We start from the raw sequence: 16,533 nt of genomic DNA on the forward strand, positions 1-16,533 counted from the left end.
TTGACTCACTGTGTGCCTTCTATGCCCAGTTACCCCTTACGCATCCTGGTGGTGGAGGACCATCCGTTCCAGCTGCTTGCCACCCAGTGCCTGCTCAAGAGTTTCGGTTTCGGGCAGCTGACCCCGGCGGAAAACGCCGAACAGGCGATCCGCTTGATGACGCTGGCCGACAGCCCTTTCGATATCCTCCTCTGCGACCAGTGCCTGCCGGACCTGCCGGGGCTCGAATTGATCGAAATCGCCAGCCGCCGACGTTTTATCAGCGCCGCCATCCTGCTCAGCGGGCTACCCGAAGCTGAATTATCGGCCCTGCACGAGCAAGCCCGGGAGCGTGGGCTGCCCTTACTCGGCTACTTATCAAAGCCGTTGAACAAAGATGAGTTTTCACGCTTGACCCACTCATTGCCCCGCTTAAACGTGTAGGACTTAAAACATATAAACCGTCGAAAAGCACACGTATAAGGGCCGTTAAATCCCCGGCACCACGATTCGGGCGGCGCGCCGCTGAATCGCTGACCACCCGACTCTCGAAGCCTTAGCGACCAGTAGGCTATTACCTTTTTTAATGTAGGAACTTTCCTGTTTTATATCTATGCCCCCTCGAGTTCATGCTCCCCCCTCAACTTCTGAGCTAATGTGCCCGCTTTATTTGCACTTGCATGGAATGTGATTATGAACACCGTTTTTATTATCGATGACCACCCGGTTATAAGGCTGGCCATCAGGATGTTGCTGGAACACGAAGGTTACGAAGTCGTCGGCGAAACAGACAACGGGTGCGACGCCATACAAATGGTCCGCGAATGCCTGCCGGACCTGATCATCCTGGACATCAGCATTCCGAAACTCGATGGGCTCGAGGTGCTGTGCCGATTCAACGCCATGAATACCTCGATGAAAACCCTGGTCCTGACCGCCCAATCCCCCACCCTGTTCGCTACACGCTGCATGCGCTCGGGCGCCGACGGCTACGTGTGCAAGGAAGGCGACCTGAGCGAACTGCTGAGCGCCATTCGCGCCGTATTGTCCGGCTACAACTACTTTCCCAGCCAGGCCTTGAACTCCCACGGTGCAGACGGCGTGGATACCCAGGAGCTTGAACTGTTCAAGGCAGTCAATGACCGCGAGTTGATGGTATTGCAACTTTTTGCACAAGGCCGCACCAACAAGGAAATAGCCAAGGGTATGTTTCTGAGTAATAAAACTGTAAGCACTTATAAAAAGAGGCTGATGCAGAAACTTCAAGCCAAGTCCTTGGTAGAACTTATCGAGATGGCAAAACGAAACGCGCTAGTGTGAGAAAACGGATGCCCAGGTGTATAAAGGACTATCTGATTATATTGAGTGCCGGCTTGTGCTTCAGCGCCGCCGTGCCCGCAACCCCTCAAACTGGCCCGGAACATTTCAACCTGCTGAGCCGCGCGAGCTACGTACCACTGGAAAACCGCCTGAACAAAGCCCAACGCCAATGGCTACAGAACAAACGCGAGTTGGTGCTGGGCACCGCTTTCCCTGACTACCCGCCCTTCGATCTCACGTCCAGTGGGCGCGACTATGAAGGACTCACCGCCGACTACGCCGGCCTGCTCGCCAAGGCGCTGGCCCTGCCGGTCAAGGTCCTGCGCTATCCCTCCCGAGAGGCCGCGATCAGCGCCCTTGAAACCGGCGAGATCGACTTGCTGGGCTCCTCCAACAGCTTTGAGGCGGCAAACCCCCACCTGACATTGTCAGAGCCGTACGCCGTGGACCGGCCGGTGCTGGTAACCCGCGAAGGCGAAACCCGTAGCCTCAGCGAGGGCCTGGCCGGAATGCGCCTGGCACTGGTCTACCACTACCTGCCCCTGGGTGAGGTGGAAAAGCTGTACCCCAAGGCGATCATCCGTGCCTACCCCTCGTATCAGAATGCGCTGAACGCGGTGGCCTTCGAACAGGCCGACGTTTTTCTCGGCGATACCATTTCCACGCATTACATGATCAACAAGGGCTACCTGAAGAACGTGCGGATGGCGAACTTCGGCAAGCATGAAGCCTATGGATTCAGCTTCGCGATGCCCCAGCACCAGCACACCCTGCTGAGCATCGTCGACGAAGTCTTGCGCGCGGTGCCCACCAGCGAACGTGAAACGATCGCCAAGCGCTGGAGCGCCGGCAGCGACATCTTGCTGACCGACCAGAAACTGCAACTGACCTTGCGCGAAGAACGCTGGCTGCGGGACAACCCGGTGGTCAAGGTGATCGTCAACGAAACCTTTGCACCGCTGACGTTTTTTGACTCCGACGGGAATTTTCGCGGCATCGCCGCCGACTTGCTGGAACTGGTTCGCCTGCGCACCGGCTTGCGCTTCGACGTCCAGCGCGAACGTGATGTTAACGTGATGATCAATCAGGTCGAGGCGGGCAAGGCCGATATCATCGGGGCGGTCATCCCCAGCGTCGAGCGCGAAGCCCAGTTGAACTTCAGTCGCCCCTACCTGGAAAACTCCTACGTCATGTTGACGCGCAAGGATGGCCAGGCCCCCAGCAGTCTTGAGGAAATGCAAGGCAAGCGGCTGGCGGTGACCCAGGGCAGCCCGTTGCAAGCATTCCTGCGCGACAACTTTCCCAAGATCCAGTTGGTAGAAACCGGCGACACCTTCAAGTCGGCCGAATTGCTGGTGCAAGGCAATGTGGACGGCGCAGTGAATACCTTGGTGGTCGCCAATTACTTCCTGTCTTCGCCGATGTTCCAGGACAAGCTCCAAATCAGTTCCAGCATCGGCACCACCCCTGCCACTTTTGCGCTGGCGACAGCACGTAGCGCCACCGAACTCACCTCGATTCTCGACAAGGCCCTGCTGAGCATCGCCCCGGATGAGCTGGGGGTGATCAACAGTCGCTGGCGCGGCTACACCGCGGCCTCCGACAGTTACTGGCGCGACTACCATCAACTGATTGCCCGCATCATCATCGGCACCGGCCTGCTATTGCTGATTTCCCTGGGCTGGAACGCCTATATGCGCCGCCAGATCAAGCACCGCAGGATGGCGGAGCGCGCGCTCAATGATCAGTTCGAGTTCATGCGTGCGCTGGTCAACGAAACCCCGCACCCGATCTACGTCCGCGACCGCAAGGGCCTGCTGCAGACCTGCAACGACAGTTACCTGCAGGTGTTCGACGTCAAGCGCGAGGAGGTGATCGGCAAAAGCGCCCTGCAGATCAGCACGGCGATGGCGGCGGAGGCGGCGCAATACCATGCCGACTACAAGCGCGTGGTGTCCGAAGGCAACCCGCTGATCCTCGACCGCACCCTGCACATTCGCGAGAAAAAACTGACGATCTACCACTGGATCCTGCCGTACCGCGACTCCGTCGGCGAGGTCCAGGGCATCATCGGCGGCTGGATCGACATCAGCGAACGACGCCAGTTGTTCGACGAACTGCGCGCCGCCAAGGAGCGTGCCGACGAAGCCAACCGGGCAAAGAGCACCTTCCTCGCGACCATGAGCCACGAAATCCGCACGCCTATGAACGCCGTGATCGGCATGCTCGAGCTGACCCTCAAGCGAGCCGACCAGGGTCATCTCGATCGCCCGGCCATCGAAGTGGCGTACAACTCGGCCAAGGACCTGCTGGAGCTGATCGGCGATATCCTCGATATCGCCCGTATCGAATCCGGCCGCCTGAGCCTGGCGCCCGAACGCGTCAACCTGCGGGAAGTGATCGAGTCGGTGGTGCGCGTGTTTGATGGCCTCGCCCGGCAGAAAACCCTCAGCCTGTTGCTGGAGTTCAAGCCCGAGCTGGACGCCACCGAGGTATTGATCGACCCGTTGCGCTTCAAGCAGGTGCTGTCCAACCTGGTCAGCAACGCGATCAAGTTCACCGAGCAAGGCCAGGTAAAGATCAAGGTCGAGGTGTTACCCACCCAACTGCCGCAGCAGATCGAGATGAAACTGGTGGTCGAAGACACCGGCATCGGCATCAGCCGTGACGATCAGATGCGCCTGTTCGAACCCTTTGCCCAGGCCGACAACTCCGGGCACCTGGCGAGGAGCGGCGCGGGCCTGGGGTTGGTGATCTGCCGCAGCCTGTGCGCGATGATGGGCGGCCAACTGAGCCTGAGCAGCGTGCCGATGGTCGGCACCCAGGTATACGTCAACCTGAAGATGACGCGCCTGCAGCCGGTGCTGGCGGTGGACGAATTCAAGCCCGAGGCCCCCGCGACGGCGCCCGTGCTGAATGTCCTGGTGGTGGACGATCACCCGGCGAACCGGCTGTTGATGTGCCAGCAGCTCGGCTACCTGGGCCACCAGTTCACCGCCGCCCACAACGGCTCGGCCGGTTTCCAGGCCTGGCGCCAGGAGCACTTCGACCTGGTGATAGCCGACTGCAACATGCCCATCATGAATGGCTACGAGTTGAGCCGCTCGATCCGCGAGTACGAGCAGCGCGAGCAACTGACGCCCTGTGTCGTACTGGGCTTTACCGCCAACGCCCAACCCGAGGAGAAACAGCGCTGCGCCCAGGCAGGCATGAACGATTGCCTGTTCAAACCCATCAGCCTCACCGCGCTGGAGCGGCAACTGGCGCAGATCAGCCCGCGGTCGGCCGGCCTGATCCTGGACCTGGGTAATTTCGAGGCCTTGACCGGCGGCGATCCGCAGATGAGTCGACGCCTGCTGGAGGAGTTGCTGAGCAGCAGTCGTCGCGATCGCCAGGAGTTGCTCGCCTTGATAGCCGCCCAGGCTTCATCCCGGGACATCAGCGAACAGGCGCACAAGATCAAGGGCGCTGCCCGCATCGTTCAAGCCCGAACGCTGGCTTCGCAATGCGAAAGCCTCGAACAGGTGTGCGCGCAGGATGCTGACCGCCCCCTGATCGACACGCAGGTGAAAGCCCTGGAAAAACTGATGCTGGAGCTGGAACGGCTGCTGCAGGTGCAGTTGCAGGAGCTGGAGAGTCAATAAAGGGGCGGCATCCGCCCCCTCGTTGATCAGCAGTCGGTCAAGCGCAGGAAGATCGCCGCCAGCTGTTCGATACCCGCCTGGTCCTGCTCGGTAAAGCGTGCCAGGGACGGGCTATCGAGGTCGAGGACGCCAATCAGCCTGTCGTCCTTGACCAGCGGCACCACCAACTCGCTGTTGGAGGCGCTGTCACAGGCAATATGCCCGGGAAACGCGTGGACATCCTCGACGCGCTGGGTCTGGCGCGACGCCGCCGCCGCCCCGCACACACCACGACCGAACGGAATACGCACACACGCGATCTGCCCCTGGAACGGCCCCAGCACCAGCTCTTCATTGCGGTTGAGGTAAAAGCCGGCCCAGTTCAAGTCGTCCAGCTGGTTAAACAGAAACGCCGAAAACTGCGCACTGTTGGCGATGAAATCGCGCTCATCGGCCAGCAGCGATTCCAGCTGCGCACACAGCATCGCGTAGCCGTCGAGGCCGGTGCCGGCGTGTTGTAGATCGATCATGGCTGACGCTCCAGCAGTTTGAGGCCTACCCAGTAACGGGCAAATTGGTACGCGCAACGGCCATTGCGGTTGCCGCGCCCGGTCGCCCAGCGAACGGCGAGGATGTCGAGCGCCTCATCGCGCTGCCACTGCAAACCGGCTTTGTTAGCAAGCTCGCCGATCCAGTGCTCGACCACATCCAGGAAATGCTCTTGCGTGAACGGGTAGAACGACAGCCACAGGCCAAAACGGTCGGACAAGGCAATCTTGTCTTCCACCGCCTCGCTCGGATGCAGCTCACCGTCCACGCGTTTCCAATTGTCGTTGTCACTCTGGTTTTCCGGTACCAGGTGGCGACGGTTGGACGTGGCGTACAGCAGCACGTTTTCCGGAGCCTGTTCCAGCGAACCATCCAGCACACTCTTGAGTACGCGATAATCGCCCTCGCCGGCCTCGAACGACAGGTCGTCGCAGAACAGGATAAAGCGCTGCGGCAGCTTGACCAGTTGCTCGACCACCCGTGGCAGGTCGGCCAGGTGATCGCGCTCGATTTCGATCAGGCGCAGGCCGGCCTTGGCATGCTGGGCCAGCAAGGCACGCACCATCGACGATTTGCCGGTGCCGCGTGAACCCCACAGCAGCGCGTGGTTGGCTGGCAGGCCATCAATGAATTGCTGGGTGTTGCGGGCCAGTTGTTCGCGTTGCTTGTCCACGCCGATCAGGTCGGACAGGCGCATGTCCAGGCTCACCTCCAGCGGCAACAGGAAGCCGGTGCGACCTTCACGCTGCCAACGGGCGGCAAGGCACTGGTTCCAGTCGATGGCTTGGCGTGGCGCGGGCAACAAGGGCTCAAGGCGGGCGAGCACTGCGTCGGCCCGCTCAAGAAAAGCATTCAGTCGAGAATCCACGATTATTCCTCTGGCAAGTTCTTGCAAAAGATGGCGTATTGGCAACCCTGCGGCGGATCGCACGAGGCCGCGTAAAAAACGATTCATGCCGGCAAGCCAGAGCCTGTGGATGTTCAGCTATGCTTGCCGGGCGAAGGGAAACGTGAAGTGGTTCAACACTCGATGGATATCAAGTTCGCCCACCGCTTGTCTTATAAACAAGCCAGATTGACTGTGCTGGTCGGTTTCGTCTTGGGAACCTTGCTCAGCCTGATCCAAATCGGCATTGATTATGCCAGCGAAGACGCATCCATCAACCGTGAAATACGCTCGCTGATCGAAATCAGCCATAATCCTACGTCGCGTATTGCCTATAACATTGACGCCGAATTGGCCCAGGAATTGACCCTGGGCCTGCTGCACTCCCCCGCGATCATTCACGCGCAGTTGATCGACAACAACGGCGTGGTACTGGCCGATGTCGAGCGGCCGCGCATGGAAAGCCCCTACCGCCCCATCAGCGATTTCCTGTTTGGCGCCAACCGTCAGTTCGAAGACCGGCTGTACCTGAGCCATATGCCCAACGAATCCCTCGGCGTGCTGCGCCTGGACGTGGACACCTACGCCTTCGGCAGCCGTTTCCTGCACCGTGCCGAGATCACCCTGCTCAACGGGTTTGCCCGTAGCCTGCTGCTGACCGGCATTCTCCTGGCCCTCTTCTACGTGATGCTGACCCAGCCACTGGTACGCGTCATTCGCGAGCTGAGCAACCGCCGGCACGCCCGCCTGGACTGCCCAGCCGGGCATGAACACGACGAGATCGGTGTGCTGGTCAGCGTGGCCAACCAGCAATTTGAAAACATGGAGACGGAGATCCAGCAACGCCGGCATGCCGAAGACCGACTGACCGAATACTTGGGGCAACTGGAAAACATCGTCTCCGCGCGCACCCTTGAACTCAAGGCGAGCAACCAGCGCCTGAGCCAGTCCAACGAAGAATTGGAAGCGGCGAAGATGACCGCCCTGGGCATGGCCCAGGCCCGCGCGGCGTTTCTGGCGAACATGAGCCATGAAATCCGCACCCCGCTCAATGGGCTGCTGGGGATGATCGCGCTGTCACTGGACAGCTCGCTGAACGCCGAGCAGCGCCAGCAACTGTCGATCGCCCATGACTCGGGCAAGGTGCTGGTGGAGTTGCTCAACGATATCCTCGACCTGTCCAAGTTCGACGCCGGCCAGTTGGAGCTGGAGGTGATCCCGTTCGACCTGGGCTCGCTGGTCGAAGACACCGCCAACCTGCTGTCGCAGAACGCCGCGCCCAGCGTCGAGCTGACCTGCCTGATCGACCCGCAGTTTCCCGCCCAGGTGCTGGGCGACCCGACGCGCGTGCGGCAGATCGTCAGCAACTTGCTGTCGAATGCGTTGAAGTTCACCCGTTTCGGTCGCGTGGATGTGCGCCTCAGCGCCCTGAATGGCCGGGTGCGCATCGAAGTGTGTGATACCGGTATCGGCATTGCGCAGGAAGCCCAAGTGAAAATCTTCCAGCCCTTCACCCAAGCCGGCGCGGGCATCACCCGCCAGTTTGGCGGCACGGGGCTGGGCCTGGCGTTGACGCACAACCTGTGCGAAGCCATGAAAGGCCGTCTGAGCATCAGTTCGGAGGTCGGCTTTGGCAGCCAGTTCTGCGCCGAGCTGCCCCTGCCCCTGCATTTGCCCGCCGTGCAACAGGCGCCGCTGGCGGGTGAGGTCATCGCCATAACCAGCGCCGGCAGTGGCCTGACAGAACTGCTCAGCACCCTGCTGCCGCATTGGGGGCTGACACCCCGCTGCTACTCGCAGGACGAGGATTTGACTGGCCTGGCCCCGGACCTGCTGATCACCGATTGTCCGGAATGCCTGTTCCGCCTGCGGCCTGCCATTACCGCACCGATCCTGCTGGTGACCGCTTATGGCAACTTCATGCCCAGCGAAGAAGTGGCGGCGCTGGCGCCCTTGCAGCAACAGGCGCGCCCCTTGAGCCGCAATGCGTTGTACCAGATCCTGCAGCGCAATTTACGCAGCGACCCGCAACTGATCCTCGACCCCCTCCAATTGGAGGCCGCGCCCCTGGCACACCGGGCGCGCATCCTGCTGGTGGAGGACAATCCGGTCAACCAATTGGTCGCCAAGGGCATGTTGAGCAAGCTGGGGTGCGAAGTGGTCGTGGCCGCCCATGGTGGCGAAGCGCTCAAGTTCCTCGAAGAGCAACGCTTCGACCTGGTGCTGATGGACTGCAACATGCCGGTGATGGATGGCTATGAGGCCAGCCGGCAGATCCGCCAAAGCGGACGCTGGCCGGACCTGCCGATTGTCGCGCTGACCGCCAACGCCCTCTCCGAAGAGCGCGAGCGTTGCCGGGCAGCGGGCATGAATGACTACCTGGCCAAGCCGTTTCGCCGCGAGGAACTCAAGGGCCTGCTGGACCTGTGGGTGCCGACGACGACAAGTCTCTGATCTGCCCAAGCAACTGGTCCAGGCCGTGGCGCAAGGCGTCGGCCTGGTTCAGGTCGATGCCGCTGTCACATAACAATCGGGTCTTGAGGCCATGGGCCTGGTCGCGCAGGTGCACACCGGCATCACTGAGGCTGAGGTGCACTTCGCGCTCGTCCCTGGCGCTGCGCTGGCGCCTGACCCACTTGAGCTGCTCGAGGCGCTTGAGCAGCGGCGTCAGCGTGCCTGAGTCGAGCATCAGCCGCTCGCCCAGGGCCTTGACCGTCGGCTGTGCCGGAGCCACTTCGTACCACTCCCACAGCACCAGCATCACCACATATTGCGGGTAGGTCAGGCCAAGCTGATCCAGCATCGGCTTATAAGCGCGGGTCACGGCCCGGGAGGCGGCATACAGCTTGAAACACAACTGATCGTCCAGGGCCAGGGACACGGTAGGCAGGTCGGTCATTTGAGCAGGGCTTCAATCTCTTGGGTGAGGTCCTGGGGCTTGGTCGTCGGGGCAAAGCGCTTGACCACCTGGCCGTCGCGGCCAATCAGGAACTTGGTGAAGTTCCACTTGATCCCCTTGGACCCCAGCAGGCCCGGCGCCTGTTTTTTCAGTTGCACGAACAGGGGATGGGCCTCAGTACCGTTCACGTCGATTTTCTTGAACAGCGGGAAACTGACGCCGTAGTTCAGCTCGCAGAATTCGGAAATCGCGCCTTCGTTGCCCGGCTCCTGCTTGCCGAACTGGTTGCAGGGAAAGCCCAGTACCACCAGACCCTGGTCCTTGTACTGCTGCCAGAGCTGCTCCAGGCCCTTGTACTGCGGGGTGAAGCCACACTTGCTGGCGGTGTTGACCACCAGGATGGCCTTGCCGGCGAAATCGGCCAAGGTCTTTTGCTCACCCTTGATGGTGGTGCACGGGATGCTCAGCAGGTTGTCGCTCATGGCAGTGCCTCGATAGGGAGAAAAGACGGTAAACATAGTAGGCAATTAAATTGCGTGCAATTTAATTGGCGGCATTGATACCCCACTATCACCTTTTCCCTGCAGGCGCCCGGCTTGTGGCGATAGCGATCTGAAGGATGCCATCGCCGGCAAGCCGGGCTGCTACAGGGGTTTACGTTGGCCTATATCGCTCAGCGCGGGACCAGGTCCAGGCACACCGAGTTGATGCAGTAACGCAAGTGGGTCGGCGGCGGGCCGTCCGGGAACACGTGGCCCAGGTGCGCATCGCACTTGGCGCAGGTGACTTCCGTGCGGATCATGCCGTGGCTGACATCGCGAATCTCGACCATCGCGCTCTCGGCGATCGGCGCGTAAAAGCTCGGCCAGCCGCAGCCGGAATCGAACTTGGTGGTGGAATCGAACAGGGGCTCGTTGCAGCAGATACAGTGGTACACGCCATCTGTCTTGGTTTCGTTGTACTTGCCGCTGAAAGGACGCTCGGTACCCTTGAGACGGCAAACCTGGTACTGCGCGGGATCGAGCATGTCCCGCCACTCTTCAAGGGTTTTCTGCAACTTATCCATCGGTACACCTCGGCAACTGAAAAAGCCTGATCTGTGTCTTTTCCATGGATCAGGCGGCACGTATGATTGCGCCTCTTCAAAACGCCAGTCTGGCACCCGCGCAACCGGCATTCAAACGTATTTATGGGTGCGGGCCCCGCAGGATTCGCAGTACGGTAGTGTCCACACCGTCTGGATCGTTCATTTTCAGGATCACATCGCCATGCAGGTCAGCAAATCGAACAAGCTCGCCAACGTCTGCTACGACATTCGCGGCCCAGTGCTCAAGCACGCCAAACGCCTGGAAGAGGAAGGCCATCGCATCCTCAAGCTGAACATTGGCAACCCGGCGCCGTTTGGTTTCGAAGCGCCGGACGAAATCCTCCAGGACGTGATCCGCAACCTGCCCACCGCCCAGGGCTACAGCGACTCCAAGGGCTTGTTCAGCGCGCGCAAGGCGGTGATGCAGTACTACCAGCAGAAGCAGGTCGAAGGCGTCGGTATTGAAGACATCTACCTGGGCAATGGCGTGTCCGAGCTGATCGTGATGTCCATGCAGGCGCTGCTCAACAACGGTGATGAAGTGCTGGTGCCGGCACCCGACTACCCGCTGTGGACGGCAGCGGTGACCCTGGCCGGCGGCCACCCGGTGCATTACCTGTGCGATGAAGGCGCCGACTGGTTCCCGGACCTGGCCGACATCAAGGCCAAGATCACCCCCAACACCAAGGCCCTGGTGATCATCAACCCGAACAACCCCACCGGCGCCGTGTACTCCAGGGAAGTGCTGCTGGGCATGCTCGAGTTGGCGCGCCAGCACAACCTGGTGGTGTTCTCCGACGAGATCTACGACAAGATCCTCTACGATGATGCCGTCCATGTGTGCACCGCGTCGCTGGCACCTGACCTGCTGTGCCTGACCTTCAACGGCCTGTCCAAGTCGTATCGCGTGGCGGGCTTCCGTTCTGGCTGGATTGCCATTTCCGGACCCAAGCACAACGCCCAGAGCTATATCGAAGGCATCGACATGCTGGCCAACATGCGCCTGTGTGCCAACGTGCCGAGCCAGCACGCCATCCAGACCGCCCTCGGCGGCTACCAGAGCATCAACGACCTGGTACTGCCCCAGGGCCGCCTGCTGGAACAGCGCAACCGCACCTGGGAACTGCTCAACGCGATCCCTGGCGTGAGCTGCGTGAAGCCCATGGGGGCGCTGTACGCTTTCCCACGCATCGACCCGAAGGTCTGCCCGATCCTCAACGACGAGAAGTTCGTGCTCGACCTGCTGCTGTCGGAAAAGCTGCTGGTGGTGCAAGGCACGGCGTTCAACTGGCCGTGGCCGGATCACTTCCGTGTGGTGACCCTGCCGCGTGTGGATGACCTGGACATGGCCATTGGTCGCATCGGCAACTTCCTCAAGTCCTATCGCCAGTAGGGTAGATGTCGCCGTACGACCGACATGCGGTCGTACGGCGAGTATCTGGCAACACTTCTCCACCCGCGCCCTAAGCCTTGGCACCTGTGGCGCCCGTTCTCGCACTTGCACCCTATAATTACAGGGCTGCAAGGCAACGGCGAAGTGATCCAACCGCGGCTAGCGAGCCGGAAAATCCCTTCAAGACTCTACATTCAGGCTGTAGGACACAGTTTGAAATAGTCGCTCGGTTGAATCACCCCATGCCGCACCTTATATACCCCGCAGTACGCGACATATTAAGCATGAGGAGAACTCTACAACCATGATGCGCATCCTGCTGTTCTTGGCCACTAACCTGGCGGTCGTGCTGATTGCCAGCATCACCCTGAGCCTTTTCGGCTTCAACGGGTTCATGGCGGCCAACGGGGTTGACCTGAACCTCCATCAGCTGCTGGTTTTCTGTGCCGTCTTTGGTTTTGCCGGCTCGCTGTTCTCGCTGTTCATCTCCAAGTGGATGGCGAAAATGAGCACCAGCACCCAGGTCATCACCCAGCCACGCACCCGGCATGAGCAATGGTTGCTGCAAACCGTGGAGCAGCTGTCCCGCGAGGCGGGGATCAAGATGCCCGAGGTCGGGATTTTCCCGGCATATGAAGCCAACGCCTTTGCCACCGGCTGGAACAAGAACGACGCACTCGTTGCGGTGAGCCAGGGCATGCTTGAACGCTTCTCCTACGATGAAGTGAAAGCCGTGCTGGCCCACGAGATCGGCCACGTCGCCAACGGTGACATGGTCACCCTGGCGCTGGTTCAGGGCGTGGTGAACACCTTCGTGATGTTCTTCGCGCGGATCATCGGCAACTTTGTCGACAAGGTGATCTTCAAGAACGAAGAAGGCCGCGGTATTGCCTACTTCGTGGCGACGATCTTCGCTGAAGTGGTGCTGGGCTTCCTGGCCAGCGCGATCACCATGTGGTTCTCGCGCAAACGCGAGTTCCGTGCAGACGAAGCCGGTGCACGCCTGGCCGGTACCGGGGCGATGATTGCAGCACTGCAACACCTGCGCTCCGAACAAGGCCTGCCGGTGCATATGCCGGACAGCCTGACTGCCTTCGGCATCAACGGTGGCATCAAACAGGGCATGGCCCGCCTGTTCATGAGCCACCCACCGCTGGAAGAGCGTATCGACGCACTGCGTCGTCGCGGCTGACCGCCGGCGCAAGACAAGAAGGGGCGATCTGATCGCCCCTTTTTTGTGGGCGCTTATATCGTCATCGCGGGCAAGCCCGGCTCCCACATTTGGATCGCGTAGCGGCCAGATGCCAGGCCGCCTGCGGGAGCAATCTCCCCCGCCACAGGTCTGGCAGCGTACCCGAAGCGGTGTAAATACCCAGGCCTGGTCAACGCATCGTCATCTGATAGACACGCTCATCCAGCTGCGTAACGCCGTCCTGAACGAACTTCCAGCTCTCGCCGAGGATGTCCTGCTCTTCCAGCACGCGCAGCGTCCATTGCGAGCCGAACAGCACCTTGACCTCGTCATCCGTCACCGCAAACGGCGGGCCGGCCTTTTGCGTCTGATCGTAATCGAGGGTGATCAGCAGCCCCTGGCAACCTGGACACAGCAACTGGTGCAGATGCTCGGCATACTGCGCGCGCATCAACGGCGGCAAGGCGATCAGTGCGGCGCGGTCATAAAGCGCGGCGCAATCGGCCACGGCCTCGGCGTCCAGGGCGAAGAAATCGCCGCACCACACCTCGATCAGATCAGCCTGGTACACGCTGAAGACGCCGCGCCGTGTGATGCGCGGCACCAGGTTCTGCTCGCTGAAAAACGCCTTCACCGCCTGTTCCGACAGCTCCACGCCGAGTACCCGCAGCCCATGGCTGGCCAGCCACATCAAGTCCAGGCTCTTGCCACACAAGGGGACCAACACCTGGGCGCCCTGCGCGAGGGCCAACTGCGGCCAGTGCCGTTGCAGGTAAGGGTTGACCTCAGGCAAGTGAAAACCGATCTGATTGCGCGCCCAGCGCTCCTGCCAAAACTTAGGCTCCATGGATCACCCCGAAAATTCGATCAAATGGTGCTAAAACTTATATTAGATTTAGATCAATGATCTGATTGAAGATGGGCCCATGTTAACGCTCAGGACCCTCCCCATGCTCCCCAGCCTGTTTATTTCCCACGGTTCGCCCATGCTCGCCCTGCAACCCGGTGCCAGCGGCCCAGCCCTCCAGCGTCTTGCCGCCGAACTGCCACGACCGCGGGCGATTGTAGTGGTGTCGGCGCATTGGGAAAGCCAGGAGCTGCTGGTCACCGGCAGCCCCGCCCCCGAAACCTGGCACGACTTTGGCGGCTTTCCCCCCGAGCTGTTTGCCGTGCAGTACCCGGCGCCGGGCAACCCGCAATTGGCCGGCGAAATTGTCGAACTGCTGCATGCCGACGGCCTGAACGCACGCATTGATGAGCGCCGGCCCTTTGACCACGGCACCTGGGTGCCGCTGTCGCTGATGTACCCGGCGGCAGATATTCCGGTGGTGCAGGTGTCCCTGCCCAGCCGCATGGGCCCTGCCCTGCAGACCCGCGTCGGGCACGCCCTCGCCAGCCTGCGCGAGCAAGGCGTGTTATTGATCGGTTCGGGCAGCATCACCCATAACCTCGGTGAGCTTGACTGGCGCGCCGGGCCCGAGACCATCACGCCATGGGCGCTGGAGTTTCGCGACTGGGTCGTCGACAAGCTGGCAGCCAACGATGAAAACGCCTTGCACGACTATCGCCGCCAGGCTCCGAATGCCGTGCGCAGCCATCCCAGCGATGAGCATCTGCTGCCACTGTATTTTGCGCGCGGCGCCGGTGGCGCTTTCAGCGTGGCGCATCAGGGTTTCACCCTTGGGGCGCTGGGCATGGACATCTACCGCTTCGGCTGAAGCAACCCTTTGTAGGAGCCGGCAAGCCGGCTCCTACGGGCGCGCAGACCGCCCAAAAATAACAGGCAAAAAAAATCCCCGAACCAGTCGGGGATTTTTTATGTGCGATCAATCAGCCCAGGGGCGGATCAATCTTCGCGGTAGCGACGCAGCTTCAGCTGCTTACCGGCAACGCGTGTGTCTTTCAGCTTGGCCAGCAGTTTCTCCAGACCGTCTTCCGGCAGCTCCACCAGGGAGAAGCTGTCACGGACCTGGATGCGACCGATAGCTTCACGTGCCAGCCCACCCTCGTTGAGGATAGCGCCCAGCAGGTTCTTGGCCGCGATACCATCACGCGCGCCCAGCGCGGTACGGCAACGGGCACGACCTTCAGCCAATGGAACCGGAGCACGACGCTCACGATCACCACGCTCTGGACGGTCGCCGGAACGCTCTGGACGATCACCGCGTGGCGCGCTGTTCGGAACCAGTGGACGTTCTTTCTCGATCGCTGCCAGGGTCAGGGCCTGACCGTTGGTAGCCTTGCGCAGCAGCGCTGCAGCCAGGGCACGCGGGGTGCAACCGATATCGGCGGTCAGGCGGTCCAGCAGGTCGCCGTGGGTCGATTCAGCGTCAGCCACCAGCGGCGACAGGCTGTTGGTCAGTTTCTTGATGCGGGCATCGAGAACGGCCTGGGCATCCGGCAGGCGGACTTCGGCGACTTTCTGACCGGTTACACGCTCGATCACTTGCAGCATGCGGCGCTCACGTGGAGTCACCAGCAGCAGTGCACGGCCTTCGCGACCCGCACGGCCGGTACGGCCGATACGGTGAACGTAGGACTCTGGATCGTACGGCATGTCCACGTTGAACACGTGGGTGATACGTGGAACGTCGAGACCACGAGCGGCTACGTCGGTTGCCACAACGATGTCCAGGCGGCCATCCTTGAGGGAGTCGATTACGCGCTCACGCTGGTTCTGGGCGATGTCACCGTTCAGCGCAGCGGCCTTGTAGCCTTTGGCTTCCAGGGCACTGGCCAGGTCCAGGGTCGCTTGCTTGGTGCGCACGAACATGATCAGGGCGTCGAAGTCTTCGACTTCCAGCAGGCTCAATACAGCCGAGGTCTTCTGGTCAGCGTGAACCAACAGGTGAGCCTGTTCGATCGCGGTAACGGTCTGAGTCTTGGTCTGGATCTTCACGTGTTGCGGATCGCGCAGGTGGCGCTCGGCAATGGCACGGATCGACTGTGGCAGGGTGGCCGAGAACAGTACGGTTTGACGGGTCGGTGGCAGTGCCTTGAAGATGACTTCCAGGTCATCCATGAAGCCCAGCTTCAACATTTCGTCGGCTTCGTCCAGAACCAGGTGGTTCACGGTCGACAGGACTTTCTCGTCACGACGCAAGTGGTCGCACAGACGGCCCGGGGTGGCAACGACGATCTGTGCGCCGTTACGGATAGCTTTCAGTTGCGGGCCCATCGGCGCGCCGCCGTAGACAGCCACAACGGTAACGCCTGGCATTTGCTTGGCGTAGGTTTCAAAAGCGGTTGCTACTTGCAGCGCCAACTCACGAGTTGGCGCGAGGATCAGGGCTTGCGGTTCGCGCTTGGCAGGATCGATGCAGTGCAGGATAGGCAGGGCGAACGCGGCGGTTTTACCGGTACCGGTTTGCGCCTGGCCAATCATGTCCTGGCCGGCCATGATGATCGGGATCGATTGCTGCTGAATCGCCGAAGGCTCTTCGTAGCCGGTCGCTGCGACGGCTGCAAGAATATTCGGGTTAAGATTAAAAGCGGCGAAGCCGCCGGTTTCCTGGGTCATGGGTCTGCCTCTAAGTGCATCCGCAAAGACCCATGCTCCAAAGCTGCGCATGCCGTGTTGAGACTCAAGAGTCGCCCTGGCTGCT

At 60.9% G+C, this 16,533-nt stretch carries 14 protein-coding genes; 7 read left to right on the forward strand and 7 right to left on the reverse strand.

Translation table 11 applies throughout. The features are described 5' to 3' along the window. Positions 1 to 21: 21 nt before the first annotated feature. The 3 genes from C9990_RS22610 (at position 22) to C9990_RS22620 (ending at position 4,943) form a co-directional block, all read left to right on the forward strand. Complete coding sequence (locus C9990_RS22610) at positions 22 to 423, forward strand: response regulator (RefSeq protein WP_106804727.1); 402 nt, start codon at positions 22 to 24, stop codon at positions 421 to 423. A 249-nt stretch (positions 424 to 672) separates the two neighbouring features. After that, positions 673 to 1,299 (forward strand): response regulator transcription factor, encoded by a 627-nt coding sequence (locus C9990_RS22615; RefSeq protein ID WP_065901673.1) that lies wholly within the window; start codon positions 673 to 675, stop codon positions 1,297 to 1,299. An 8-nt stretch (positions 1,300 to 1,307) separates the two neighbouring features. Beyond that, positions 1,308 to 4,943 carry a transporter substrate-binding domain-containing protein gene (locus tag C9990_RS22620; RefSeq protein ID WP_106804728.1) on the forward strand — a complete coding sequence of 1,212 codons (3,636 nt, stop codon included), beginning with the start codon at positions 1,308 to 1,310 and terminating at the stop codon, positions 4,941 to 4,943. A gap of 26 nt (positions 4,944 to 4,969) precedes the next feature. On the opposite strand, the gene C9990_RS22625 is transcribed toward C9990_RS22620, so the two are convergent. Beyond that, positions 4,970 to 5,452, reverse strand: coding sequence for a GAF domain-containing protein (locus tag C9990_RS22625; protein WP_106804729.1), 483 nt, complete (start codon positions 5,450 to 5,452; stop codon positions 4,970 to 4,972). Then, the gene (locus C9990_RS22630) at positions 5,449 to 6,339 is read right to left on the reverse strand and encodes an ATP-binding protein (protein WP_065901679.1); all 891 of its coding nucleotides are present in this window, start codon (positions 6,337 to 6,339) and stop codon (positions 5,449 to 5,451) included. The genes C9990_RS22625 and C9990_RS22630 overlap by 4 nt, the downstream gene beginning before the upstream one ends. Before the next feature lie 162 nt (positions 6,340 to 6,501). Here C9990_RS22630 and C9990_RS22635 point away from each other — a divergent pair, with 162 nt between their 5' ends. Further along, entirely contained in the window at positions 6,502 to 8,811 is a 2,310-nt protein-coding gene (locus C9990_RS22635) for a response regulator (RefSeq protein WP_106804730.1), read from the forward strand. On the opposite strand, the gene C9990_RS22640 is transcribed toward C9990_RS22635, so the two are convergent. From C9990_RS22640 to msrB, 3 genes are all read right to left on the reverse strand, one after another. Continuing rightward, complete coding sequence (locus tag C9990_RS22640; RefSeq protein ID WP_106804731.1) at positions 8,765 to 9,256, reverse strand: MarR family winged helix-turn-helix transcriptional regulator; 492 nt, start codon at positions 9,254 to 9,256, stop codon at positions 8,765 to 8,767. The two genes, C9990_RS22635 and C9990_RS22640, sit on opposite strands and share 47 nt — an antisense overlap. Then, entirely contained in the window at positions 9,253 to 9,738 is a 486-nt protein-coding gene (locus tag C9990_RS22645) for a glutathione peroxidase (protein WP_065901684.1), read from the reverse strand. Before C9990_RS22645 ends, C9990_RS22640 begins: the two co-directional genes overlap by 4 nt. 191 nt (positions 9,739 to 9,929) lie before the next feature. Continuing rightward, positions 9,930 to 10,322 (reverse strand): peptide-methionine (R)-S-oxide reductase MsrB, encoded by a 393-nt coding sequence (gene msrB, locus C9990_RS22650; protein ID WP_106804732.1) that lies wholly within the window; start codon positions 10,320 to 10,322, stop codon positions 9,930 to 9,932. Positions 10,323 to 10,524: 202 nt separating this feature from the next. Between msrB and C9990_RS22655 the strand changes: the two genes are divergently transcribed. After that, a complete protein-coding gene (locus C9990_RS22655; protein ID WP_025857865.1) occupies positions 10,525 to 11,736 on the forward strand; it encodes a pyridoxal phosphate-dependent aminotransferase in 1,212 nt (403 codons plus the stop codon). Positions 11,737 to 12,040: 304 nt separating this feature from the next. Further along, complete coding sequence (gene htpX / locus C9990_RS22660; RefSeq protein ID WP_106804733.1) at positions 12,041 to 12,928, forward strand: protease HtpX; 888 nt, start codon at positions 12,041 to 12,043, stop codon at positions 12,926 to 12,928. 190 nt (positions 12,929 to 13,118) lie between these two features. Here htpX and C9990_RS22665 read toward each other — a convergent pair whose 3' ends face one another. Beyond that, positions 13,119 to 13,775 (reverse strand): thiopurine S-methyltransferase, encoded by a 657-nt coding sequence (locus tag C9990_RS22665; RefSeq protein ID WP_106804734.1) that lies wholly within the window; start codon positions 13,773 to 13,775, stop codon positions 13,119 to 13,121. A 103-nt stretch (positions 13,776 to 13,878) separates the two neighbouring features. Between C9990_RS22665 and C9990_RS22670 the strand changes: the two genes are divergently transcribed. After that, positions 13,879 to 14,646, forward strand: coding sequence for a class III extradiol ring-cleavage dioxygenase (locus C9990_RS22670; protein WP_106804735.1), 768 nt, complete (start codon positions 13,879 to 13,881; stop codon positions 14,644 to 14,646). A gap of 128 nt (positions 14,647 to 14,774) precedes the next feature. Here C9990_RS22670 and C9990_RS22675 read toward each other — a convergent pair whose 3' ends face one another. Further along, positions 14,775 to 16,448 carry a DEAD/DEAH box helicase gene (locus tag C9990_RS22675; RefSeq protein ID WP_065901692.1) on the reverse strand — a complete coding sequence of 558 codons (1,674 nt, stop codon included), beginning with the start codon at positions 16,446 to 16,448 and terminating at the stop codon, positions 14,775 to 14,777. Positions 16,449 to 16,533: the final 85 nt, after the last annotated feature.

The sequence above is a fragment of the Pseudomonas sp. S5D5 genome (assembly GCF_003013355.1).
Lineage (GTDB): Bacteria > Pseudomonadota > Gammaproteobacteria > Pseudomonadales > Pseudomonadaceae > Aquipseudomonas > Aquipseudomonas aylmerensis.

Excerpts from the sequence above, each read along its gene's own strand:
- C9990_RS22610 (WP_106804727.1), top strand. The coding sequence starts at position 22 with ATGCCCAGTTACCCCTTACGCATCCTGGTGGTGGAGGACCATCCGTTC.
- C9990_RS22615 (WP_065901673.1), top strand. The coding sequence starts at position 673 with ATGAACACCGTTTTTATTATCGATGACCACCCGGTTATAAGGCTGGCC.
- C9990_RS22620 (WP_106804728.1), top strand. The coding sequence starts at position 1,308 with ATGCCCAGGTGTATAAAGGACTATCTGATTATATTGAGTGCCGGCTTG.
- C9990_RS22625 (WP_106804729.1), bottom strand. The coding sequence starts at position 5,452 with ATGATCGATCTACAACACGCCGGCACCGGCCTCGACGGCTACGCGATG.
- C9990_RS22635 (WP_106804730.1), top strand. The coding sequence starts at position 6,502 with ATGGATATCAAGTTCGCCCACCGCTTGTCTTATAAACAAGCCAGATTG.
- C9990_RS22640 (WP_106804731.1), bottom strand. The coding sequence starts at position 9,256 with ATGACCGACCTGCCTACCGTGTCCCTGGCCCTGGACGATCAGTTGTGT.
- C9990_RS22645 (WP_065901684.1), bottom strand. The coding sequence starts at position 9,738 with ATGAGCGACAACCTGCTGAGCATCCCGTGCACCACCATCAAGGGTGAG.
- msrB (WP_106804732.1), bottom strand. The coding sequence starts at position 10,322 with ATGGATAAGTTGCAGAAAACCCTTGAAGAGTGGCGGGACATGCTCGAT.
- C9990_RS22655 (WP_025857865.1), top strand. The coding sequence starts at position 10,525 with ATGCAGGTCAGCAAATCGAACAAGCTCGCCAACGTCTGCTACGACATT.
- htpX (WP_106804733.1), top strand. The coding sequence starts at position 12,041 with ATGATGCGCATCCTGCTGTTCTTGGCCACTAACCTGGCGGTCGTGCTG.
- C9990_RS22665 (WP_106804734.1), bottom strand. The coding sequence starts at position 13,775 with ATGGAGCCTAAGTTTTGGCAGGAGCGCTGGGCGCGCAATCAGATCGGT.
- C9990_RS22670 (WP_106804735.1), top strand. The coding sequence starts at position 13,879 with ATGCTCCCCAGCCTGTTTATTTCCCACGGTTCGCCCATGCTCGCCCTG.
- C9990_RS22675 (WP_065901692.1), bottom strand. The coding sequence starts at position 16,448 with ATGACCCAGGAAACCGGCGGCTTCGCCGCTTTTAATCTTAACCCGAAT.